The 21,352-nt window shown below is 62.6% G+C and carries 23 protein-coding genes; 10 read left to right on the top strand and 13 right to left on the bottom strand.

All coding sequences use genetic code 11. The annotated features are described in order from the left end of the window. Positions 1-203: 203 nt before the first annotated feature. The 13 genes from AC5P6A_RS01990 to AC5P6A_RS01930 form a co-directional block, all read right to left on the bottom strand. Positions 204-1,808 (bottom strand): flavodoxin domain-containing protein, encoded by a 1,605-nt coding sequence (locus tag AC5P6A_RS01990; protein WP_180876207.1) that lies wholly within the window; start codon positions 1,806-1,808, stop codon positions 204-206. Continuing rightward, the gene (locus AC5P6A_RS01985) at positions 1,805-2,776 is read right to left on the bottom strand and encodes an FAD:protein FMN transferase (protein WP_180876205.1); all 972 of its coding nucleotides are present in this window, start codon (positions 2,774-2,776) and stop codon (positions 1,805-1,807) included. The genes AC5P6A_RS01990 and AC5P6A_RS01985 overlap by 4 nt, the downstream gene beginning before the upstream one ends. 51 nt (positions 2,777-2,827) lie before the next feature. Continuing rightward, a complete protein-coding gene (locus AC5P6A_RS01980) occupies positions 2,828-3,631 on the bottom strand; it encodes a DUF4198 domain-containing protein (protein ID WP_005408419.1) in 804 nt (267 codons plus the stop codon). 73 nt (positions 3,632-3,704) lie between these two features. Next, on the bottom strand, positions 3,705-4,223 hold the full coding sequence (locus tag AC5P6A_RS01975; protein ID WP_021202573.1) for a DUF2271 domain-containing protein: 519 nt from the start codon (positions 4,221-4,223) through the stop codon (positions 3,705-3,707). A 26-nt stretch (positions 4,224-4,249) separates the two neighbouring features. Next, on the bottom strand, positions 4,250-4,888 hold the full coding sequence (locus tag AC5P6A_RS01970; protein WP_010483588.1) for a PepSY-associated TM helix domain-containing protein: 639 nt from the start codon (positions 4,886-4,888) through the stop codon (positions 4,250-4,252). Between the two features lie 176 nt (positions 4,889-5,064). After that, positions 5,065-7,485, bottom strand: a complete 2,421-nt coding sequence (locus tag AC5P6A_RS01965) for a TonB-dependent receptor domain-containing protein (protein WP_346714651.1) — start codon at positions 7,483-7,485, stop codon at positions 5,065-5,067. Between the two features lie 145 nt (positions 7,486-7,630). Then, complete coding sequence (locus tag AC5P6A_RS01960; RefSeq protein ID WP_021202570.1) at positions 7,631-8,032, bottom strand: hypothetical protein; 402 nt, start codon at positions 8,030-8,032, stop codon at positions 7,631-7,633. A gap of 164 nt (positions 8,033-8,196) precedes the next feature. Then, entirely contained in the window at positions 8,197-8,874 is a 678-nt protein-coding gene (locus AC5P6A_RS01955) for a Fe2+-dependent dioxygenase (protein ID WP_495222206.1), read from the bottom strand. A 10-nt stretch (positions 8,875-8,884) separates the two neighbouring features. Beyond that, positions 8,885-9,604 (bottom strand): tetratricopeptide repeat protein, encoded by a 720-nt coding sequence (locus tag AC5P6A_RS01950; protein ID WP_346714652.1) that lies wholly within the window; start codon positions 9,602-9,604, stop codon positions 8,885-8,887. Between the two features lie 68 nt (positions 9,605-9,672). Further along, positions 9,673-11,979 carry a TonB-dependent receptor gene (locus AC5P6A_RS01945; RefSeq protein ID WP_346714653.1) on the bottom strand — a complete coding sequence of 769 codons (2,307 nt, stop codon included), beginning with the start codon at positions 11,977-11,979 and terminating at the stop codon, positions 9,673-9,675. Positions 11,980-12,127: 148 nt separating this feature from the next. Next, positions 12,128-12,532, bottom strand: a complete 405-nt coding sequence (locus AC5P6A_RS01940) for a hypothetical protein (RefSeq protein WP_134735820.1) — start codon at positions 12,530-12,532, stop codon at positions 12,128-12,130. Positions 12,533-12,735: 203 nt separating this feature from the next. Further along, positions 12,736-13,068 (bottom strand): non-heme iron oxygenase ferredoxin subunit, encoded by a 333-nt coding sequence (locus AC5P6A_RS01935; protein ID WP_010483575.1) that lies wholly within the window; start codon positions 13,066-13,068, stop codon positions 12,736-12,738. Next, positions 13,065-13,604 carry a GNAT family N-acetyltransferase gene (locus AC5P6A_RS01930; RefSeq protein ID WP_346714654.1) on the bottom strand — a complete coding sequence of 180 codons (540 nt, stop codon included), beginning with the start codon at positions 13,602-13,604 and terminating at the stop codon, positions 13,065-13,067. Before AC5P6A_RS01930 ends, AC5P6A_RS01935 begins: the two co-directional genes overlap by 4 nt. 241 nt (positions 13,605-13,845) lie before the next feature. Here AC5P6A_RS01930 and AC5P6A_RS01925 point away from each other — a divergent pair, with 241 nt between their 5' ends. The 10 genes from AC5P6A_RS01925 to AC5P6A_RS01880 all read left to right on the top strand — a co-directional run bounded on the left by AC5P6A_RS01925 (position 13,846) and on the right by AC5P6A_RS01880 (position 21,346). Continuing rightward, positions 13,846-14,151 (top strand): hypothetical protein, encoded by a 306-nt coding sequence (locus AC5P6A_RS01925; protein ID WP_346714655.1) that lies wholly within the window; start codon positions 13,846-13,848, stop codon positions 14,149-14,151. A 1,389-nt stretch (positions 14,152-15,540) separates the two neighbouring features. Next, positions 15,541-16,152: an RHS repeat domain-containing protein gene (locus tag AC5P6A_RS01920; RefSeq protein ID WP_346714656.1), complete on the top strand. Its 612-nt coding sequence runs from the start codon at positions 15,541-15,543 to the stop codon at positions 16,150-16,152. 20 nt (positions 16,153-16,172) lie between these two features. Next, on the top strand, positions 16,173-16,514 hold the full coding sequence (locus AC5P6A_RS01915) for a hypothetical protein (RefSeq protein WP_329841402.1): 342 nt from the start codon (positions 16,173-16,175) through the stop codon (positions 16,512-16,514). Continuing rightward, positions 16,511-16,978 carry a hypothetical protein gene (locus AC5P6A_RS01910; RefSeq protein ID WP_054171181.1) on the top strand — a complete coding sequence of 156 codons (468 nt, stop codon included), beginning with the start codon at positions 16,511-16,513 and terminating at the stop codon, positions 16,976-16,978. The genes AC5P6A_RS01915 and AC5P6A_RS01910 overlap by 4 nt, the downstream gene beginning before the upstream one ends. Before the next feature lie 479 nt (positions 16,979-17,457). Then, positions 17,458-17,907, top strand: a complete 450-nt coding sequence (locus AC5P6A_RS01905) for a hypothetical protein (RefSeq protein ID WP_346714657.1) — start codon at positions 17,458-17,460, stop codon at positions 17,905-17,907. A 70-nt stretch (positions 17,908-17,977) separates the two neighbouring features. Beyond that, positions 17,978-18,172 carry a hypothetical protein gene (locus AC5P6A_RS01900; RefSeq protein ID WP_049413427.1) on the top strand — a complete coding sequence of 65 codons (195 nt, stop codon included), beginning with the start codon at positions 17,978-17,980 and terminating at the stop codon, positions 18,170-18,172. Positions 18,173-18,714: 542 nt separating this feature from the next. Further along, positions 18,715-19,221: a hypothetical protein gene (locus AC5P6A_RS01895; protein WP_346714658.1), complete on the top strand. Its 507-nt coding sequence runs from the start codon at positions 18,715-18,717 to the stop codon at positions 19,219-19,221. A gap of 686 nt (positions 19,222-19,907) precedes the next feature. Next, positions 19,908-20,345 carry a hypothetical protein gene (locus AC5P6A_RS01890; protein ID WP_058979329.1) on the top strand — a complete coding sequence of 146 codons (438 nt, stop codon included), beginning with the start codon at positions 19,908-19,910 and terminating at the stop codon, positions 20,343-20,345. Positions 20,346-20,593: 248 nt separating this feature from the next. Continuing rightward, positions 20,594-20,986, top strand: coding sequence for a hypothetical protein (locus AC5P6A_RS01885; RefSeq protein ID WP_346714659.1), 393 nt, complete (start codon positions 20,594-20,596; stop codon positions 20,984-20,986). Between the two features lie 57 nt (positions 20,987-21,043). After that, positions 21,044-21,346, top strand: a complete 303-nt coding sequence (locus tag AC5P6A_RS01880) for a hypothetical protein (protein ID WP_346714660.1) — start codon at positions 21,044-21,046, stop codon at positions 21,344-21,346. Positions 21,347-21,352: the final 6 nt, after the last annotated feature.

Genomic DNA, 21,352 nt, shown 5'->3' with positions numbered 1-21,352 from the left:
CCGGTGGCTCAATCCACGCATGGCGTGGATCTACTGGGGTGTAGTTGCCATGCCTGGACACGCCGCGCAGTAGATCCACGCCATGCGTGGATACGGCCGCCAATGCTGCGTCATGGTGCGAACCAAGGTTCGCACCCACCAGAAGGCGGTTCGCAGGCGTCGGTGCGTTCAGTAGATCCACGCCATGCGTGGATGCGGCAACCTCAATACACATCGCGCCGGTAACGACCGGCCAGCAGCAGCGCTTCCTTGTCCGCAGTCCCCAGCACCTGCTCGATCACCGCATCCACCGCCGGGGCCATGCCCTGCAGGCTGCCGCAGACCAGGATCGTCGCGCCCTCATCCACCCACCGCCGCAGTGTTGCCGCTTCGGCCAGCAGGCGGTCCTGCACATAGCGATGCGCACCGCCATCGCGGCTGAACACTGCATCCAGCCGCGCCAGCGTGCCGTCGGCCAGCATTGCCTGCAGTTCTTCACCGAAGTGGAAGTCATGCGCGGCGGTGCGCTCACCGAACAGCAGCCAGGTACGGCGTGCGCCACTGCGCACGCGTTCGTGCAGGTGTGCGCGCAGGCCGGCGATGCCGGTGCCGTTGCCGATCAGCAGCAGCGGTACCTCGGCGGCGACGCTGTGGAAATTGTCGTTGCGGCGCAGGCGCAGCTGCACCGGCTCGCCAATGGCCGCGTGGTCGCACAGCCAGCCACTGCCGATGCCGGGTGTTCCGTCGGCGCGCAGCTGGCGGCGCAGCAGCAGCTCGACCGCACCGTCGGCCATCACCGAGGCGATCGAGTACTCGCGATGCGGGAGCGGTTGCAGGGTCGCCAGCAATGCGGGAAGATCACCCGGGGGAACCAATGAGGGCAGGTGCGAGCGCGCGACACGCGCCAGCAACGTCTGCCCGTCATCCAGTACGGTATCCGCATCGAAGCGTTGTGCGTCCAGCCAGGCACGCACGGTGTGCGGTGCGTGCTGCGGGCCGATCTCGGCGATGTCACCGGCCTGCCACTGCGCATCTGCATCGGCCGGGGGCTGCAGGCGCAGCCAATACACCGCGCCGCCGGGGCTGCCCGGGTTCAGATGCTCACGTTGCAGCAGCGTCCACGGCTGGTATTCGGCCGGGCTCCAGTCGGGCAGTTCGCTGGCGCCGCCGCCGAGCTGGCCCAGCAATTGCTGCCAATGGCGCAGCGCGGCCGGATCGGCGTTGTCGACCTCGATCGCATCGAACAGCGGATGCGCACCGTGCTGGCGCAGCCATTGGTCGAGCTGGTGGCCGAATCCGCAGAAGTGGCCGTAACTGCGGTCGCCCAGTGCGAGCACGCCGTACTGCAGGTGCTGCAGCGCAGGCGGTGAGGTCATCACGCCGCGCAGGAACGGCAGCGCATGATCGGGTGGGTCGCCTTCGCCAGTGGTGCTGGCGATGAACAATGCACGCTGGCTGTCGACCAGCAGCGTGGCGTCGACCTCATGCAGGCCGCGCACACGCACCGGCACGCCGGCACCGCGCAATGCCTCGGCACTGCGTTCGGCCAGTTCGCGGGCAAAACCGGTCTGGCTGGACCAGACCATCAGGATCGGTGCGACGTCGCCAGAGGCAGCATCGTCGCGCGGTCGCCCACGCCACCGCAGTGCGGCGCAGGCCAGCGCATACAGTGCGGTGGCGATGATCGCGATCTGCGTTTGCCGTGCCGGCGGCGCGCCCTGCCACCAGGCTTCGCCGAGATGCAGTCGCAGCAGCGCCCAGGCGATCAGCGCCAGCAGGAGCAGGACCAGTGCGTTGCCAAGCCACGCGCGCGATGGACGTGCGCTCATGCGTCCTGCTCGTCGAGCAGGCGCTGGAAGGCGCTGCTGAGAAATTCCCGCGGGCCGTCTGCTGCACGCTGCAGGTAGCGTGCAGCCAGGCCTTCGCGTTCGGCCAGCGCCATGCCCTGTTCGTGGCCGAGCACGGTCAGTGCGGTGGCCCAGGCATCGGCGTGCATGGCGTCGGCGGCGACCACGGTGACCGCTGCGGCGACCTGGCGTACCGGCATGCCGGTGCGCGGGTCGAGACTATGGCTGAAGGCCTGGCCATCGGCCTGGTACTGGTGCCAGCGATCACCGGAGGTGGCCACCGCCTTGTCCTCCAGCGCCAGCACCCGCGGTGGTGTTTCGGTGTGCGCGTCTTCTTCCGGTGCGGATTCCACCAGTACGCGCCAGGGGTGGCCGTCCGGTTTTCGGCCGTAGCCGGCCAGTTCGCCACCGACCTCGATCAGTGCAGCAGCGATACCCTGATCGCGCAGCCAGGCGGCCACGTGATCGACGCCGAACCCCTTGGCGATCGCAGAGAGATCCAGTTCCAGTCCGCCCGGTTGCAGCAGCGCATCGCTGCGCCATTGCAGGCGCTGCCAACCGCAGCGCTCGCGCGTGGCCTGCACGGTGGTGGCATCGGGTTGGCGGCGTTCGCCGGCATGTGCACCGAAACCCCACAGTGCCACCAACGGGCCGACGGTGGGATCGAATGCACCATCGCTGGCGGCGGCGATGGCCTGTGCGCAGGCCAGCACCTGGCGGGTTTCAGCCGGCAGCACGCACCATTGGCCCGCGTTGGCGCGGTTGTAGCGACTCAGGTCCGAGCCGGGCTCCCAGGTGCTCATCTGCGCGACCACCGCATCCAGCCGCGCCTGGATGCCGGCATGCAGCAGGTGCAGGTCGCGCTGGCGCGGCGCAACCAGCGACACGCTCCAGGTGGTGCCCATGGTGGTGCCGCCGAGGCGGGCGATGTCGAGCTGGGGATCGGTCATGGTGGTGTGCTGCAGATGCGATGCCGGGGCTGCCCGGCATCGCGGTCCACATTACTGTGGCAGCACTTCCAGCGTGGCGACGTAGCTGAGGCGGCGCTTGGCGGCCTGCTTCACCGAGGTCTTGTTGTCCTCGGTGCCGGTCTCCAGCCAGTACATGCCGGCTTCCGGCCAGGTCACCTTGATCTCGCCCTTGGCATCGCTGGTGACCTTCAGTTCGTCCTGTGCGTTGCGGTAGCGGGTGGCACCACGCACGATCTCGAATTCCAGGCCGGCGGCCGGCTTGCCGTCGACCAGCACGCGGAAGGTGGCTTCCTCGCCGGCGAACAGATCGTTCGGGTGGCCGACCGCGACCAGCTCGATGCCGCGGTTGGTCGGCTTCAGCGCGGTGTCGTTCGGCGCACCGTTGGTGACGAAGGTCTCCACGCGGCCGACCGACTGGCTCACTTCCAGCTTCTTCGCATCCTTCGGCAGTTCACCGAAAGTGGCAACGCTGCCACGCCAGCGCTTGCGCTCGCCGTTCTGCTCGTAGGTGGCGAACAGGCCGTCATTGACCGACGCGATGCGGTAGGTGCCGGGCTGCTTCAGTTCGATGTCGAACACGCTGCGGTACTTGCCGGTGGAGGCGTTCTGCGGCTGCACGGTGCTGCCGTCCGGCGCGGTGATCACCAGCGATTCCAGGCGCAGCGGCACGTGGTTGAAATAGAACAGGTCGTTGGAGACCGCACCGTCGACAGTGATCCACGGCGCGTTGCCGGCGATCACGGTCTGCGAGGGCAGCAGCCAGGCCTTGTGGGCCAGGGCGGAGAAGGGAAGGGCAGCGGCCAGGGCGGCGGCGAGGACGAGCGTGCGCTTCATGCGGAGGACTCCAGTGGATGCGGGTGATGCGGCAAGGAAGAGGGGGCTACGACTTGATCCCCTCCGTCCCCTCTCAGGGTTTGACGGACAGGGTGACCTGGCCCAGTTCGGTGGCGCCCTGCGCCTTGCCGTTCTGCGCGGCGGTGGCCGGCCAGGTAAAGGGGATCTTCAGCAGTTCACGGCCGCCGACTTCGCGCACCGCCTCGACCACCAGGGTGTAGTTGCCGGGGGCCAGCTGCTTCAGTGCCGGCTGCTTGTCGTTGAACGACAGCGCGTGCTTGCCGGCCGGGCGGGTCGGGCCGGTCACGCCGTCCACCGGCACCTGCAGGGTGCGGCCGCTCTTGCGCCACCACTGGCGCAGGTCGGGCAGCCACTTGGTGCCGTGGCCTTCGCTGTTGCTGGTCTGCTGGTACCAGACCGACAGATTGGCCGCGACCTTCTGGTCGGCGCCTTCCAGCCACACTGCCACGTACGGGCGGTGGTACTCGGCCACGTTGAGCTTGGGCACTTCGACGTTGATGTCGAGGGTGGTGGCATAGGCCGGCGAGGTGGCCAGCAGGCCGCTGAGGGCGATGGTCAGGGTGACGCGCATGGGGCGGCTCCGGAAACGAAGGAAAGTCAGTGGATCAGCAGCAGGGCGATCAGCAGCGGGATCATCAGACCGAGGCCGACCAGCGGCCAGGTCATGCGCCGCTGCCGCGCATGCAGGTGCAGCAGGAACAGGCCGGTGATGCAGAACACCAGGCAGGCCACGGCGAACAGGTCCAGGAACCAGCCCCACGCCGGGCCCGCGTTGCGGCCCTTGTGCAGGTCGTTGAGGTAGGACACCGCGCCGCGCGAGGTTGATTCGTATTCCACCGCGCCGGTCTGGCGATCGATGCTCAGCCAGGCATCGCCACCGGGGCGCGGCAGCGACAGGTAGATCTCTTCGGCCGACCATTCGGCCGGGCGGCCGCCAATGGCGATGCCCAGCTGCGTATCCAGCCATTGCCGCGCCGGGCGCGGGATCGGCGCGTTGCCGTCTTCGCGGGTGCCCAGTTGGCCCAGCAGTTCGGCCGGCAGCTCCAGATGCTGGTTCTGCACCTCGGGCTTGGCCTCGATCTTCGCGGCATGGTTGAGGGTCAGGCCGGTCACCGCGAACAGCAGCATGCCGATCAGGCACACCGCCGAGCTGATCCAGTGCCACTGGTGCAGCGTCCGCAGCCAGAAGCCACGGTTCTGTTGCTGCTGCACGGTGGAAGAGGCAGGACGGCTCACGGCACGGTTCGGGGCGGACGGGGACTGCCCATTACATCATTGATGAGAATAGCTCGCAATTGCGTGTCGTTCTGTATCCCTGGAGGGCGATTGCCGGCCAGCGGCCGGCACTACCGGGGTTCCGGGAAACAACGTCGGATTGCCGGCCAGCGGCCGGCACTACCGGTGCGTGGCGGTCAGAACTTCGCGTTCAGCGAAATCCAGTAGCTGCGGCGCTGGTCCTTGGTCGCGTAGTCGTCCACGCAGTTGAACTCGCTCTGGCTGATCAACAGGCACGACTGCGAGACGAAATCCTTGTCGAGCAGGTTGTTGACCCGTGCGTTCACCGTCAGCCAGGGCGTGGCCTTCCAGCTGCCACCGAGATGGAAGATGGTGTAGTCCTCGTAGTAGCGGGTGTGGCTGGCGCCGTTGGCGTCCAGCAGCGTGTCGCGGTAGCGGTCGTAGCGGCCCTCGCCGATCAGCGACAGGCTGACTGCTTCGTTGACCTGCCAGTTGAGGCTGGCGTTGGCCATGTGTTTTGCCGGCATGGTGCCTGAGATCGGGCGCCCCTTGTCGGGGCCACTGGTCTGCTCGCTCCTGGTCCAGGTGTAGTTGCCGCGCAGCTGCAGGGTGTCGAGCAGGTCGACGTGGGCGGCCAGTTCGGCACCCCGCGTTTCAGCCTTGTCGATGTTCACGCTCTGGGTGAAGGTGCTGTAGCCCAGCGCGGCCCAACCCGGACCGATGTCCACGCAGTAACCGCTGCCGGCCGGCGCCACTTCGCAGTTGGGGAAGGTGCCGCCGCTGGCGATCTTGTCCTCGAATTTGTTGAAGAAGCCGGTCACGTTGAAGCCCCAGCGCTGGCCCTCGTAGTAGGCGGCCAACTCGTAGTTGGTGCTGGTTTCAGGCTTCAGGTTCGGCGAACCCACCAGCGGCAGCACGCCCTGGCCACCGAAGCCGGTGATGCCCGGGAACAGCTGGTCCGGACGCGGGGTCTTGTAGCCGGTGCTGACGCCGCCCTTGAAGGTCCACGCGTCGCTGGCGTTCCACACAAGGTAGCCGCGCGGGCTGACATGGCTGCCGAACACGTTGTGGTCGTCGTAGCGCAGGCCGAAGGTAGCGGTGAGGGTATCGGTCAGCGCCCAGTTGTCCTCGGCGAACAGCGCCCACATGCGGTGCTTCTGCTTGGTGTTGCTGCGGTAGCCGGCGCCATCCATGCCGAACACGCCATCGATCATGTCGGTGTCGTTGTACTGGCCGCCAACGGTCAGCGTGTGCGCGCCGAAGTCCAGGTCGAGCATCGTGTCAAGCACGTAGCCTTCCAGCTCCATGGTGCGCAGCGGACGCGGCAGGAACGCCTGCAGGCGCGCCATCTCGCTGGGATTGAGCGCAGTCAGCGCATTGCCACGGCCGGCCGCGCAGTTGTTGGCGGCACCGGTACGACGGCAGACGTCATTCCACAGCGTCTGCAGGTTGGCGCGCTCGTCCAGGGTCAGCGGCAGCGAACGACCCAGGTTGCTGCTCTTGCTGTGGGTCAGTGAGGTCTGCCAGGTGCCGAAGCTGTAGCGGCCCTGGTGGGTCAGCGATACCTGGTCACGCTCATAGCGCTGGTAGGCGGTGTAGCCCACGCGCGGCTGCACCACGCGGCGGGTGACGGTGCCGCTGCCGTTCGGGTTGGGGATGACCGCATTGCCGACGCGCCACAGGCTGGCCAGGCTGTCCAGCGTGCCGGTCTGGCCTTCGCTGTTGTCGTACTTCTGCCGCGACACGTCGTAGTCCAGCCACAGTTCGTGGTCATCGTTGACCCGGAAGTCCAGGCGCACGCCGGTATTCCAGTTGGTGTTGGCCACCGACTTGCCACCGCCGCCGAAGCCGATGCTGCGCTCCCACAGGCTGCCGTCGGGCAGGGTCAGTGCATCCCACTCCGGGTTGGAGGCCTTGGCGTCGTAGTAGCTGCCGCGCACCGCCAGGCTGAGGCGGTCCTTCAGCAGCGGGCCGCTGAGGTACAGGTCGGTGGTGCGCGCATCACCGAACTGGTCATCCTGCTGCACGGTGAAGCCCTGGGTCACGGCGCCGTGCCAGCGGTCCTGGTTGCGTCGGGTGATGATGTTGATCACGCCGCCCATCGCGTCCGAGCCGTACAGCGTGGACATCGGGCCGCGCACGACTTCGATGCGTTCGATCGCGTCCAGCGGCGGCAGGTAGGCGAACTGGCCGCCACCGAAGTTGTTCGGGTACAGCTGGCCGACATTGCTCTGGCGGCGGCCGTCGATCAGCACCAGGGTGTATTCGGACGGCAGGCCGCGCATGGAGATGGTGGCGCGGCCGTTCTTGTCGGTGGCCTCCAGGCCGACGTCGATGCCTTCGACGTCGCGCAGCGCGTCGACCAGGTTGGTGTAGGGGCGCTTGCTGAGTTCCTCGCGGCTGACCACGCTGATGCTGGCCGGTGCATCGACCACCTTCTGCTTGAAGCCGGAGGCGGTGACCACCACCTTGTCCAGCGTCTGTGGCGTGCCGGAAGCGTCACCGTGGGCGAAGGCAGGGGCGGTCATGGCCACCAGCACGGCGCTGGTCAGCAGGGTACGGGACAGGGACGAACGGACACGATGGCGCTGGGCCATGGCAGTAACCTCGAAGGATGCAGGGTGGTGCGATGCCAGGCGCGAACGGTCGGCATGCACGGGGAGGCCCGGTCAGGGGCGGCAGGGATGAAGCAGGCAGCGGCGCGCTGACGCGACCGTGCAGGTGGTCACGCGGGGCCGTGAATCAGGCGAGCGGCGGCGCCTGGCCGCGTTGCTGGCGGCGTCCGGGCGCGTCGGCCCAGGGCGTGTCCGGAGCGGCCAGCGGCCAGTCCGGTCGCACGCCGGGCATGGCCGGCGTAGCGGGTACGAGTTCAAGCTCGGTGCGCAGCCATTGGCTGGCCAGCAGCAACGGCGGGCGTGCCTTCTCGGCTGATTTCACCGGGGCGGCAGCACAGCGGCGCAGCTTGGCCGGTGCCTCTTCCAGCAGGGGGGCTTCGCCACCGCGCTCTTCCAGCGGCATCTGCACGGCCATTCCGGCTTGCCCGTGTGGCAGCAGGGGCAGGGTGCCCAGCAGCAAGGCCAGCATCGCCACCCACGCCAGCAGGCTGGCCAGCGCAGGACGCTGGCCGCGCATGGCGGTGCCCATCTTCCGATGGATGAGTGGGCGAGGGCGAAGCGGGCGCAGCAAGCAGGGGTCCCCAGGGGTCTGCCGGCAGCGGCCGGCATCAACGGGGCGTGATTGTAATGAGAGCCGTTAGCTGTTGCAAATGAGAATGATTGCCAAAATGTCGCAGGCTGGCCAGATGGGGCTCAGACCTCGCTCCAGCGCCGCAGCAGGTTGTGGTACACGCCGGTCAGCTGCAGGATCGCCTCGGCGTCGCCGCCGGTCTGCCGCAGGCGCTCGATCGAGCCGTCCATTTCCCACAGCAGGCGGCGCTGCACATCGTCGCGGACCATGCTCTGCACCCAGAAGAACGAGGCCACGCGCGCGCCGCGGGTGACCGGCCGCACCTGGTGCAGGCTGCTGGACGGATACACGATCAGGTCGCCAGCGGGCAGCTTCACTTCATATTCGCCGTAGGTGTCGCTGATGATCAGTTCGCCGCCCTCGTACTCGTCCGGCGCCGACAGGAACAGGGTGCAGGAGATGTCCGAACGCAGCTGTTCGCCGTTGGCCAGGTTCATCACCGCGCCGTCGACGTGGAAACCATAGGTGCCGCCGCCGCTGTAGCGGTTGAAGCGCGGTGGCAGGTATTTCAGCGGCAGCGCCGCGCTGAAGAACAGTGGGTGACGGGCCAGCGCGACGAGGATGATCTCGCCCAGCTCGCGGCGCAGCGGCGAGGCCTCGGGCAGCTGCTGGTTGTGCTTGGCCTGCGCGCCCAGATGGCCGACGGTCTCGCGGCCATCGGTCCAGTCGGCGGCATCCAGCCGGCGGCGGAAGTCGGCCACCTGGTCGGCGCTGAGAATGTCGGGGATGTGCAGCAGCATGCGGGACTCCTCAGAGGGACGGCGGTGCGACCAGGGCGCGCACCTGCGGATGCGGCGATGCGGCCAGTTCCGGCACGAGATGCGCCATGAACGCCGGGCTGCCGTGGGCCAGTGCAAGCCGCAGCCAGTGCACGGCCTGCTCGACGTGGCCGGCCTGTAGCAGGATCGAGGCGTAGTTGGCCTGGCCGCGGAAATCACCGGCCTCGGCCGCGCGCTGGTACCAGTCCAGCGCCGCCTGCGGATCGCGCTCGATCTCCAGTCCGTCTTCGAGGTGGCGGGCCAGCAGGTTCATCGATTTGGCGTGGCCCAGATGCGCGGCACGGGTATACAGCGCCAGCGCCTGCGCGCGGTCCAGCGGCACGCCGCGGCCGGTGGCCAGCAGGTTGGCCAGGTTGTACAGGCCCCAGTCCAGCCCGGTCTCGGCCGCGCGGCGGTACCACACTGCGGCCAGTGCCGGATTGGCCGTGGTGCCTTGGCCCAGCTCATGGCAGCGGCCAAGCATGTTCATCGCCATCGGCGCGCCGTTGTTGGCGGCGGTTTCGTACCAGAGCAGCGCCGCCGAGGCGTCCTGTACGGTGCCCTTGCCTTCCATGTGCATCTGCGCGAGCAGCAGTTGTGCGTCGACCTGGCCGGCCTGCGCGGCATCGCGGATGTGCGCGAACGCAGCTGCCGGGTCGTGCTGCAGCAGCTCGGCCAGGGCGTCGCTGTCGATGGGAGTGCGGGTAACCATGAGGTGAGTATCGCCGGAAACAAAAACGGCGGCAGGAGAGCCTGCCGCCGTGGTGGAGCGGAGTTACATCAGAACTTCACGTTCAGTGCCAGGGTGGCCGAGCGACCCGGGGCGATGCTCGCGTAGTGCGAGGCATAGGCCTTGGTGAAGTAGGTCTTGTCGGTCAGGTTCTGCACGTTGAGCTGCAGGCTGATGTTGTCCTGGATCGCGTAGCTGGCCATCGCGTCGAAGCGGGTGTAGCTGGCAATCCACTTGGTGTTGGCCACATCACCGTACTGCTTGTCCGAGTAGAACGCACCAGCGCCGATGGTCAGGCCGATCGGGAAGCGGTAGGTGGTCCACAGGTTGGCGCTGTGCTTGGCGGTGTTCGGGAATTCGTTGCCGTTGTTCGGCGATGGCACGTAGACGTTGGACGGGCAGGTGCGGCCCACCGGTGCGCCACAGACAAAGCCATTGTCCTTCAGCTCGGAATCGAGGTAGGTGTAGCCGCCGTACAGGCTCCAGGCCTCGGTCAACTGGCCGTTGAAGCCCAGCTCGAAACCGTTGATCTCTTTCTTGCCGGCGTTCTGGCTGGTGCCGTTGTCGACGGTCACGCGCGCGTTGTTCATCACGGTGTGGAAGATCGCAGCAGTCAGGTTCAGGCGGTTGTCCAGCAGGTCCCACTTGGTGCCCAGTTCGAGGTTCTTCGTGTCCTGCGGCTTGAGGTCGGCAACGGCCGCGCTCAGGCCGTCCGAACCGTCACCACCGTCCATGCCCGGCGGGGTCGAGGAGGTGCCCCAGGACAGGTAGATGCTGCCGTTGGCGGCTGGCTTGAACACCACGCCGGCCTGGTAGTTCAGGAAGTCGTTGCTGTTGCGCACGCGGGTCGGTGCCTTGCCGGCCACCGGCGTGGTCAGGGTGGTACGGAAGTCGTCGTAGCGCAGGCCGAGGTTGATCATCCACTGCTCATTGAGCTCGATGGTGTCGAACACGTAGGCCGAGGCGGTCCTGGTGCGCTGCTCGACGTCCAGCGCTTTGTCGCTGCGATAGACGATCTGACCGGCCGCCCACGGATCGTTCGGGTTCGGCTTGTTGAAGTCGGTGCAGTTGTAGCCGGTGGCCGCGCCGGACACCTGGCAGCGAGTGCTGTTGGCGCTGTTTTCAAGGGGATTGGCGGTGCCCGGCGACATCAGGTAGCTGCCACGGGTCATCTTCTCGTCGCTGTACTCCAGGCCCGCGCTGTAGCTGTGCTTGAGCGCGCCGGTCTGGAACGCACCGGTCAGGCCCAGCTGGTCGGCGAAGCTCTTGACGTCGACCGCACGGGTGTTGGTGCGACGCCACAAGGTGCCGTACAGGTTGGGGTTGCCCTTGCTGTCGTCCGGCTGGGTCCACAGGTAGTCGTTGCTGGTGTTGCCCAGGCGCGCGATGTTGCGCAGCTTGTGGCCACCGAAGTCGTAGCTGGCGTCCAGAGTGCTGATGTCGGCGCGGGTGCGCTGGAAGTCACGGTCGACCAGGCCGTAGTAGTTGTTGCGGTCCGGCACCACTGGGCGGCCATCACCGTTCCTGGCCACGTTCGGGCCGCTGGAGAACGGATTGTTGTAGGGGAAGCCACCCGCATCGGGCAGGTCATCGCTCTGCATGTGGTAGTGGCTGGCGATCAGCTGCGCCGGGCCGTTCAGGCCGAACGCGATCGACGGCGCGATGCCCCAGCGGCTGACGTTGGCGGCGTCGCGGCCGGCGATGTCCGACTCGTGCTTCATCAGGTTCAGGCGGGCGGCGATGCCGTCGCCCAGCACGTAGTTGGCGTCCACGGTGCCGCGTGCGTAGCTGTCGGTACCGATGCCCATGCTGGCGCTGGTCTCGTTCTTCAGCTTCGGCGTCTTGCTCACCAGGTTCAGGCTGCCACCACCGGAGTCACGGCCGCCGTAGGCCGAGCTCGGGCCCTTGACCACTTCCACCTGCTCCAGGTCGAAGATCTCGCGGGTCTGCGAGCCGACGTCGCGCAGGCCGTCGACGAACACGTTGCTCTGCGAATCGAAGCCACGGATGAACGGGCGGTCACCGGTCGGATTGCCGCCTTCGCCGGCACCGAAGGTGATGCCCGGCACCATGCGCAGCGCATCCTGCAGGTTGGTCGCACCGGTTTCGGCGATCAGCTTCTCCGACACGATCGACACTGACTTCGGGGTGTCCAGCAGCTCGGCGGTGAACTTCGGCGAGGACGGGTTGAACCAGCTGCCGCGCACCTGCACCTTGTCCAGCTCAGTGGCGTTGCGGGAGCCGGCGTCGGCGCTGTCGGCGGCCTGCGCAGCCAGCGGCGCGAAGCCCGCGGCCAGGGTGGCGGTGGCGAGCAGGGAAACGCGCGGGGCGTGCTTGCGGGACGTGATGTAGGTCATGGCGATGGGTCGTGGCGTGGATCGGGAAAGGGGGAGAGCCGCAGCGCAGGCAGCGCGTGGGCACGTGGAGAGCTTCGTCTGTAGAGCCGAGCCGATGCTCGGCTATGGGCGAATGACGTCAGACGCACGGCAACAGCCGCAGGGCGTCTCAGCTGGCGTGCGGTGCGGGCGGTGCGTGGCCGGGGTTCAACCGCAGTGCGGGATCGTGCAGCTGCCAGCGCAGGGCGTTGGAGCGCCACAGCGGAACATGTACGACCAGGGCGGCGCGCGGGGGAGCCAGTCCGGTACAGGGCATGGTGCCCTCGCCATCCAGCGGCGGCTCCGGTGCTGGCGCGGCAGGGTGCGGGCACTCGTCCGCCGGCGGGGCCGGCATCGGCATGACCTGCTGCAGATCTTCAGCCTGTGCCTGCCAGCCGTTGGCAGCAGGGCCGTTGTCGCGTCCTTCGTGCAGTGCCGACCAGCCCAGCAGCAGCGTCAGCAGCACGGCCACAAGCAGCGGCCACCCTTGACGGGCAAGCTGGCACAGCGTGGCGGTGGGCGCGGGCGAAGCCATGGCGCGAGGGGCGGAGTCGTTACGAAGATGTTACGTAGAATAACATCAACGATAATGATTCGCATGTACGGGGCGTGGCGGCCCCCGAGGCGGCCACGGGGCGCCCTGGAAGGGTCCTCATGGCCTGCCGGTAGATCCACCCCATGGGTTGATGCTCTCTGGCGGGGCGCCCCGTGAATGGTCTCTCCGGGCGGAGCGCCGCCTCAATCCCGGTCGTCGCGGGTCCAGATGGCGTCGTGCTCGCGCTTCACCGGAAACTTGGGCACAGGGCTGTAGGCCGGCGCGCACAAAGCGCGCCCGTCACGCACGTCGAAGCGCGCCCCGTGCAGCACGCACTCCACACTGCCTTCGGTGGTGTTGAACTCGCCCGAGGACAGCTCGAACTCTTCATGCGTGCACTGGTCTTCCAGGGCGTACAGCTCGCCGTCGAGGTTGAATACCACGATCGGCGTGCCGGTCACCTCGTCGAACACACTCTTCATTTCGCCCGGCAACAGCTCGGCGCCGGCACAGACAAAGGTCCAGGCCTCGCTCACGCGACGGCTCCGGTCAACGGCTTTTCCAGGATCTCGAAGCGCAGGTCGTCGCGCTTGGGGATGCCGAAACGCTCGTCGCCATACGGGAACGGCTTCTTGATGCCGGTGCGGCTGTAGCCGCGACGCTCGTAGAAGGCGATCAGTTCGTCGCGCACGTCGATCACCGTCATCTGCATCACCGGCACGTTCCATTCGCGTGCGGCGTGCGCTTCGGCGGCGTCCATCAGCTGCTTGCCAACGCCGCCACCCTGCTGGGCCGGGTCGACCGAGAACATGCCGAAATAGCCCTTGCCGTCGACATCGGCGACATGGGCGCAGGCCACCAGCTGGTCCCCGCGCTCGGCCAGCAGGATGGTGGAGCGCGGGCGGTCCAGGTCGGCCTGGATGCCTTCGGCGTCGATGCGGGCGCCGTCCAGCAGGTCGGCTTCGGTGGTCCAGCCGACGCGGCTGGCATTGCCGCGGTAGGCCGAGGTGACGAGGGCGATCAGGGCGGGGATGTCGGCCGGCGTGGCGGCGCGGAAGGTCAGGGTGCTCATGGGGACATTCTAGGTGGAGCAGGGAAGGGCACGGGAGGCTGCTGGCTGACGTGACTTTGCCGAGTGTGGCCAATGCGTGGACTTGACGCCATCTTCATTATTCGTTCATATCTGTGACCAGCACCCGCCCACCGTTAAGCAACGCGTGGCTGTCTGCCGGCGTGGGTGCCGCCTGGTCGAAGGCCAACTGCCGTTCGGCGCGGGTGGGGCACACAGGGACGTCGATCCAGGGAGGATCTGCATGCAGTCTGGCCTCATTTCTCATCCGCGCGCGGCAATGGCTGCCAAGGGTCTGCTTCTCGGTGTCGTTGCCCTGTGCGTGCTGGCACCGGTCGGCGTTTCCGCCCAGATCGTTCCCACCTGGCGGCAGGAGTACGACAAGCGACTGAAGTACGGGGACCTTGTCGAGCCGCTGAAGGGCGAGATCTTCGGCGAGCAGGTCAATCTCTACGACGGCTCGATCAGCTTCAAGGCCACGGATGTTTCGATTCCGGGCAATGGCAGCCTGACGATGACCTTGGGCCGCAGCTATCCGCCGATCCAATAGCTTTATCAGTGGCTGCTTTTGGGCGCTACGCGTATGCGCTGGGGAACCCGTATCGGTCCCTTGATCCGGATGGAAGGCAGCCCAAGGATGCTCGGCAGGCTATTACTGGGAGCAAAATAAAAAACAATGGCATTGCGGCCGGGGTAAGAGTGGCGGCAATCGGAGGGGCTCTCCCGTCTGGCTTTACAAAGGAAAATGCACAGGCTCGATATGATGCCATGAAGGGTGTTGTTGATGCTACGAAGGTAAAGATGGAGTCAATTCCGAACGCGAATTCAGACAACGCTGCCAAGATTTTTTCAAAGGTTTATCAGAAGTACTCTGTTAGATTCGGATGGGAAGTGAGTGCGGAAATCGTGATGAAGAATAGCGGTGCCTTTCACCTTTCCGATATTGGGATATCCAGTCAGGTTCGTGACGTGGACTGGCTGGGTGGGACTGCCGGTAGGCCTCTCGTAGGGGGGTCAATATCCACACGCATCCAGCATTGGACGGATACAATCGTGCCTACTCGCCATTCTCATATTGGGATGTTGAAACGTACAAGAAAACAAATTCGATTAATTACGTTTCGGATCCGTCGGGGGTCTATAGGCTGAACAAGGATGGTGTGTCGGAGGTTGTGAAATGAGAATAAATTATCAGCTTTTCGTGACCTTCTTCTTGGCGATTTCCGTGGTCGGTTGCGGTGATCAGGAAGGACGGCAGACGCCGCCCGCAAAGGATTGTGGGATCGGTCAGAATCCAGCTTGCCGAGTCGGCTTCCGGGCGCTGGCTGCGACCCCCCGTCTATTCGATGGGAAATCGATACGCGTGGAAGGCTATCTCGGAGTTAGTCGAGGGCTCTTTGTATTGAACTCCAGCAAGGAGCTGTTCGAAGCTGGAGTGACTGATGAGACCCAAGTTCGCATCAGGGGCCCAATAGATCTCCAGCGTGACGTTTTTAATCGGTATGCCTATTCGTGGGTATCAGTGACTGGGGAGTTCAGGCTTAGGAGGACGGACGGGTCGACGGATGATCTTCTTCTCGGCGAAATGCATGCCCCACTTGACGTTCAGTCGTTGAGAGTCCCAGGTCCGATTCCAAGAGCGACTTTCGGAGACGTGTCCGTTGATCTCGAAGATCTGAAGTGAGTTTCAAGTATCAATCGCGGCTCCCATGAAGCGGTTCGTGATAACAGGGATTTTCTGATGGTATCCGAGGCGGGTGCCGACAGGTCACTGCATACTGGACGGCGCCTGTACACCGGCCCCAATACCTACGTGCAGTCGAGCGGCGGGACCTACTGCGCCAGTCTCTACATTGTCAGGGCCTGCAACGCCGGTGGCTGTTCGGCATGGTCCGCAGACTTCCCCGTCACCCGCGGCTTATTGAATTGGGACTAAGCCATGAATGGACTCTGTTCGCTGTTGATTCGGGCGGTGCTCACGCTGGTGGTGCTGGCGGCCTGTGTGGCTCCGGCGGTCGCACAAGAAGTCGTCGAGTACATCCACACTGATGCATTGGGTTCACCGGTGGCGATCACCGATGCCAGCGGAAACGTCATCGAGCGTATGGTTTATGAGCCGTATGGGGCGGTGGTGAATCGGCCGTTGAAGGATGGGCCGGGATATACGGGGCATGTGACGGAATCGGGGGCCGGGCTGAGTTACATGCAGCAGCGATATTATGACTTCCAAACGGTCGCATTTCTGGGGGCTGATCCAGTTGCAGCTAGTTCGGAAGGGGCTTCATTCAATCGCTATCGCTATGCTTCTGCCAATCTGTATAAGTTCAAGGATCCGGACGGCAGGGCAGACATGAACGTGCTCGGTGAAGCTGATCCGAACGGGCTGAGAGCAGGAGGAGATGCGCTCAACATTCCGGGCAAGTTCACGGTCGCAGGGCACGCCAATAACATGGTCATTAATAACATGGTCATTCAGGACCAGCGAGGGGGCGCATGGAAAACTACTCCACAGTCAGCTCCTGAGATATGGCTCGGACCCAGTTTGGGCTAAAACAGGTCCAGGAAATATTCATGGCAGGTTGCCACTTGGGGGCGGAAATCGGTCAGGCAAAGGCTTTTGCTCAGGGATGGGCGAACCTGAATAAGTCGTCCGTCTATGCTCCCAACGGATTCGTTCGCTATCCAAAAAACTACAAGCCTGGAGATGATATGACGCTCCGTGTCAGTATGGGTAAGAACGGAACCGGAGGTGCAGGTGTATGGCAAAGGTTCTCGCCTGGAGGGACGGGGCCGACGGGTCCAGCTATTCGTTCGATTACGATCAAAGCTGATGGTTCAATATCCTATCAGTTTGCTGAGCCTGAATTGGGGTCCAGAATTCGTAGAATGGAAACGGTGAAGGTGAAGCAATGAAAATTCTTTCGAATTCCGTTGTTTTGTCTTTGCTGCTTGTTGGCTGCGGTAACGGGGAGCCCCAGGAAGAGCGGCTTTCCCGAAATGAGAAGCATGATGAAGCGCCAAGTTTGGCCCTTTCCGAGGAAGAGTTGGAACGTCAGATTTCGATGGCTGAAAACGGGAATGCAGAGGCCCGTCTAAAGCTTGAATGGCACTACTCGACGCGTGGCGACATGGAGCGGTATCGCTACTGGCTTGAGGAGGGGGTCGCACGAATGGACGTTAGTTCAATGCAGCGATTGGCACTGTTTCTCTCCCTTGAGCAAGGCGGGGGAGATTGTAAGCGCGCGATGCAAATCCTCGAGGAAGGTTTGCGTCTTGATCCGCCGGAGACTACGCGCGAACTGATGGAGATGGATCTTCAGAGATTGCGGCATGAACGGGTCGGGGTTCCACCTTGCGGGGTGGGGCTCTCCAATTAGAGGCAGCAGTTGCGCGAATGTCGATAATAATTCGTTCGGATTCGATGATAGGAACGGGTGGTGCGGAGCGCATTCTGGTTTGAACTCGAGGTTATTGGTTGGGCAGGTCTCGATGAAGATCATAATTTCTCTATCTGCTGCCTTACCGATGCTGCTTCTTGCCTCCTGTGTGCAGGACCGCGGTTGTCTTCTTCGGGTGGCCAGCCAGGACCACGACAGCTCCTCATCTCAGAAGATCCATGCTGATATGGATGAACTCATACATTCGCGCCCTGTGGATGGGGAGCGGGAAGTGAATGCAGAGTTAGTGGTATCGCAGCTCGAACTCTCTCGGGAGGGGCGGAGAAATAGAAGGATTTTCTATGTATTGACTGATGGTAGCGGGAAACTCTTGACTGCGGGGACTTGTGGTATTGACGAAAGCCAGTGTGCCTCGATCATTGTGAAGCGAATGCTCGGGTTCTGTGAAAGGATGTAGATTGCGGGTGCGCCAGGTTTTGGGAGGTATTTCAGTGAGAAATTCCCAAGTGCTTGATCGCTTTGGGTGGCTGGCCGGTATTATTGTGGCGGCGCTTTGTTTTTTAGGAATTGCCGCCTGTGGCGGAAGAGATGAACGTTTGGATGTGGTCATGAATCATGATCCGGGAAACGCAGCGGCTAATCAATACGAACTGGCGCTCGAGTCAGTTTTCAATTCTTTCGAAAATGTGCCAGAAGCACAAATATGCAGGGTGCATTTAATTGATGTCAGGAGCTCATTTGATCAGGATGGAAGCGAAAGGTTAAGGGTATATTTCGTCTTGGTCGATCGTTATGGTGTCGTCAAGTCGGCTGACACCTGTGGGCTTCCTTTGAATGAGTGTGTGACGATTATTGCCGAGAGGTCGAGGGTGGGCTGTCGGAAGGAAAAAGGGCTGGCTTTCCACTAATTCGGGCGGCACTCGCGGTGTTGGTGCGCATGGCCTGTATATAGTGCTGGGCGCTGCCGATGAAGTGGTCATGTACACTTGCACCGATGCGTTGGCTTCACCGGCGGTGATTACCGCTGTCAATGGAAATGTCATCGAGCGTACGGTGTATGAGCTTTCTGGTGAGGTGGTTCGGATGGTCATGGCTGAAGGGGTGATGGGCGAATGGCTATCCCAAGTAGAATGGGAGCACGTTGTCGTCAAACAGTGGCTGACGCGCTATTGATAGAATCACCACCGCAAACGCGGGTGGACACGCGGCCCACGGTGTTCCTTCCTGGGTTTCTCGACAAGTGGCGGGAGTGCTGTGAAATCCACAAGTTCATCTCGATGCCGACGACCAGCGATGGTTCTTCAAGGGTTTGCGCGCACTTCAGTGCTATGTCTTGTATCTGTCGCTGGTTGTTCGCTACATGAAATAGGAAGCGGTCGGCTGGATGACAACTGTCTTTTGGTGGTGGCCGACTATGTAAAGTCGTCGCGGGGGTGGGGTGGGGATGTCTACGACATTGCTCCTGAGGGGACGGTGGCAGGGCTGCGAGGATATGCAGTAATGCATCGCTCGGACGACGGAAAACTGCCGTCCGGGGAGTTGAAATCATTTCATGTCGATTTGGATCCCGAGTGCAAGGCTATTGTTGATGAACTTGGCTATCAATGATTCCGCGCACTTTTCGGCTGGCAGGAGGAGGGCTTGGGTTTATGGGTGTGGATCGAAGAAGGTGAGCGGTATCCCATGGCGCTGGATGGCGACGCAGAGGTGTGGGCGTGAATGTTGATTTCCGGTTTTTCATCGTTATTTTTTTTATTTTCTACGGGGCTGGTTGCAGGCATCAAGAAGGCGGGGGCGAACCGTCTGGAAAGAGCTGTGGGGTCGAGGGCAGCTCCGCTTGCCGAGTCAGCTTCCGGGAACTAGCTGCTACGCCCCGGCTATTCGATGGAAAGTTGGTGCGGATGGAGGGCTATCTCGGGGTGAGCCGGGAGCTCTTTGTACTGAATTCAAGCAAAGAGTTGTTTGAGGCCGGAGTGACTGAGGAGACCCAAGTTCGAATTAGAGGGCCAATAGATCTGCAGCAAAGCGTATTTGATGAATACGCGTATTCATGGGTCTCGATAATCGGGGTGTTCAGGACAAGGGAGAGTGACAATTCGACAGGTGATCTGCTGCTTGGCGAAATTCACGCCCCCCTTGAAGTTCGCTCCCTACGAATCCCTGGTCCCGTTCCACGTGCGGAATTTGGAGATGTGCTCGTCAATCTTGAAGATCTGAAGTGAGTGATAGGTTGTGGAAATGGCGTTATGTGCTTTCATTTCTGCCTTCTGTGGCAGGAAAGCGGGATGATCCACAGGCGCGCCTAACATGTGATCGCATGGTCTCCATGTTAGGATTGACACTTGCCAGACAGAGACTTCGGAACATTCTCGATGGCTGGCAGAGTCACAGATATCACAGTACGCCATTTCACTCCTGGGCTGTTCAATTCTACACGTTGCGCGATTGCGTCTGTGTCATTGCGAGCTGATCGATCACGTCGATAGGCTTTGGGGAAATTTCCGCTTGGTTGAAGAATACGAGGTTTCGCATTGAGCGCTATCGATGTAAAGAATCTCGTTCTAGCCTGTCTGCGGAGGCTTTTGGAATCCGAGCCTGCTTCCGTGGAGCAGGTGTCTAGCTGGTACCAGAGGGCGGAATTTATCAAGAACGTGCTTCGGTCAAGTTCGTATGAAATCGGTGTTCCTCACGTGATATGGCACTATCTTGATGATGCCGTTATCCGTATTCGCGATCCCCGCTATGCCGAAGCACAGGTGTTGGCCGTTAGGCGGAGTATTGATGAGTGGGCTTGAGTGCATTCAGAGAAGCTATGAAAAATACATGTTGCTGGCCAGATTTCATTGCGGCATCTCTCTCAAACTCTAACCCTCCGGATCTCCCTCTCCTCCGGGAAGACTGGGCTGGGATGGCGTTTGATCGCAACCTGTATGAGGATTTTGCTCCGAATGATGTTTGGGTGGCGTGGTTGAGCGCACTTTCGGAGCACTTTGCAGATATCGCGATGTGCGCGGTTCGATGTTCAGAGAGCTCCGACGGCGGAAACCCCGTGGAAATTGAGCGAGGTCTGGACGGCCTGCGCTCCTACTGGTTGGAAGATGGGAACTTCATGCGTGATCATTTCTTGTTTTCGCGTGATGGTCGCTGGGTTGTAAAGCTGGATCAGGACGTGACGTTATTTGCGGGAGATGTCACTTTCCTTGCGGATGTTGTCGCGCGACTTGGTGGTGTAGAGCATGTCGAGAAGATGATGCGACGGGACCTGATTGGTACAGCTGAGGACGTAGTTGGTCTCGGTGGGTACGTCAAGGGGCTTCTTGCGCCATTGAACGCATCGAATCCATAGCTGATTGCTACGTAGAAGATTGGGTGTGCGGGCGCTATGTGATGGAGTAGCTTCAAAGGGCCTGCAACGCCGGTGATTGTTCGGCATGCTCCGCAGGCTTTTCCGTCACCCGCGGCATATGGAATTGGGACTAAGCCATGAATGGCTCTGTTTGCTGTTGATTCGGGTGGTACTCGCGGTGGGGCCGTGGCTTGTGTGGCTCCGGCAGTCGCACAGGAAGTCGTTTCAACGTTCGGAGGCTGCAAGAAATGGCGAACTGCAAGTTGGATGCTGAGCACTCAACCGCGTGGAGTGGTCGAATCCACTCATGCCTGGCTGCTGTGGTTCTTTCGCTGGGGTTGCAAGGTTGTGATTGGTTGTCGGATCCGGTGATTGTTGTAAAGAATGTTGGAAGGGAGGTGATTTATGACGTCAGCTTGGAGGTTGGCGGTGGTGTGGTAGGCGTAGGATCAATTCCTGTCGGTGAAAGCAGGGTTGTGAAGCCTGAGGTCGCTACTGATTCCTCACTTCTTTTAACTTACTACGAGAGCAGTGTCCGAGTGGTTTGCCATGGGGATGTGTATTTTACGAATAATCTCCACGTCAAGGTTGAGGCGGATGTGGGTGGAGGGGTTTGCCGTATTGCAGAAATTGCGGAATGATTTGATCTGCGGAGCGTGTTTGACGATTTTTATAGCGCGTAGCCAGGGTGAAGAACGATGAAAAGCCTTGTTGAGAGCTTCCCCATTTGGGCTTCCATCATTCTAGGTGCCATGTGGATAAACGCATTTGCGGCTCACAGGATGTTGCTGAAAATCGAGCGTGAACGGCCGGAAGTACTCGCTGCAGTCGGAATCACCAAGGTTGATTGGTGGCTTAGGTGCTTGCGCGGTATTGCAGTGCTTGCCCTTACTTCCAAAGGGCAGACGCTCCATCAGGGGGAACGGTGGGTGTTGAGGGGCGTCGTGATGATGTACGTTTTCTTGATTGCCTCCGGGGTATCCATGCTTGTTGGCATGTAGAAGACG

It is taken from the genome of Stenotrophomonas sp. YJH_SMC_20, from assembly GCF_059367845.1.
The sequence above is the reverse complement of the archived record's forward strand: the minus strand, read 5'-3'. Positions and strand labels throughout refer to the sequence as shown.

Coding starts and splice junctions, on each gene's coding strand:
- AC5P6A_RS01885 (WP_346714659.1), top strand. CDS start 20,594: ATGGCGAACTGCAAGTTGGATGCTGAGCACTCAACCGCGTGGAGTGGT.
- AC5P6A_RS01950 (WP_346714652.1), bottom strand. CDS start 9,604: ATGGTTACCCGCACTCCCATCGACAGCGACGCCCTGGCCGAGCTGCTG.
- AC5P6A_RS01930 (WP_346714654.1), bottom strand. CDS start 13,604: ATGAGCACCCTGACCTTCCGCGCCGCCACGCCGGCCGACATCCCCGCC.
- AC5P6A_RS01960 (WP_021202570.1), bottom strand. CDS start 8,032: ATGGGCACCGCCATGCGCGGCCAGCGTCCTGCGCTGGCCAGCCTGCTG.
- AC5P6A_RS01925 (WP_346714655.1), top strand. CDS start 13,846: ATGCAGTCTGGCCTCATTTCTCATCCGCGCGCGGCAATGGCTGCCAAG.
- AC5P6A_RS01890 (WP_058979329.1), top strand. CDS start 19,908: ATGGCGTTTGATCGCAACCTGTATGAGGATTTTGCTCCGAATGATGTT.
- AC5P6A_RS01900 (WP_049413427.1), top strand. CDS start 17,978: ATGTACACTTGCACCGATGCGTTGGCTTCACCGGCGGTGATTACCGCT.
- AC5P6A_RS01915 (WP_329841402.1), top strand. CDS start 16,173: ATGGCAGGTTGCCACTTGGGGGCGGAAATCGGTCAGGCAAAGGCTTTT.
- AC5P6A_RS01990 (WP_180876207.1), bottom strand. CDS start 1,808: ATGAGCGCACGTCCATCGCGCGCGTGGCTTGGCAACGCACTGGTCCTG.
- AC5P6A_RS01880 (WP_346714660.1), top strand. CDS start 21,044: ATGAAAAGCCTTGTTGAGAGCTTCCCCATTTGGGCTTCCATCATTCTA.
- AC5P6A_RS01945 (WP_346714653.1), bottom strand. CDS start 11,979: ATGACCTACATCACGTCCCGCAAGCACGCCCCGCGCGTTTCCCTGCTC.
- AC5P6A_RS01980 (WP_005408419.1), bottom strand. CDS start 3,631: ATGAAGCGCACGCTCGTCCTCGCCGCCGCCCTGGCCGCTGCCCTTCCC.
- AC5P6A_RS01940 (WP_134735820.1), bottom strand. CDS start 12,532: ATGGCTTCGCCCGCGCCCACCGCCACGCTGTGCCAGCTTGCCCGTCAA.
- AC5P6A_RS01955 (WP_495222206.1), bottom strand. CDS start 8,874: ATGCTGCTGCACATCCCCGACATTCTCAGCGCCGACCAGGTGGCCGAC.
- AC5P6A_RS01920 (WP_346714656.1), top strand. CDS start 15,541: ATGAATGGACTCTGTTCGCTGTTGATTCGGGCGGTGCTCACGCTGGTG.
- AC5P6A_RS01965 (WP_346714651.1), bottom strand. CDS start 7,485: ATGGCCCAGCGCCATCGTGTCCGTTCGTCCCTGTCCCGTACCCTGCTG.
- AC5P6A_RS01985 (WP_180876205.1), bottom strand. CDS start 2,776: ATGACCGATCCCCAGCTCGACATCGCCCGCCTCGGCGGCACCACCATG.
- AC5P6A_RS01910 (WP_054171181.1), top strand. CDS start 16,511: ATGAAAATTCTTTCGAATTCCGTTGTTTTGTCTTTGCTGCTTGTTGGC.
- AC5P6A_RS01975 (WP_021202573.1), bottom strand. CDS start 4,223: ATGCGCGTCACCCTGACCATCGCCCTCAGCGGCCTGCTGGCCACCTCG.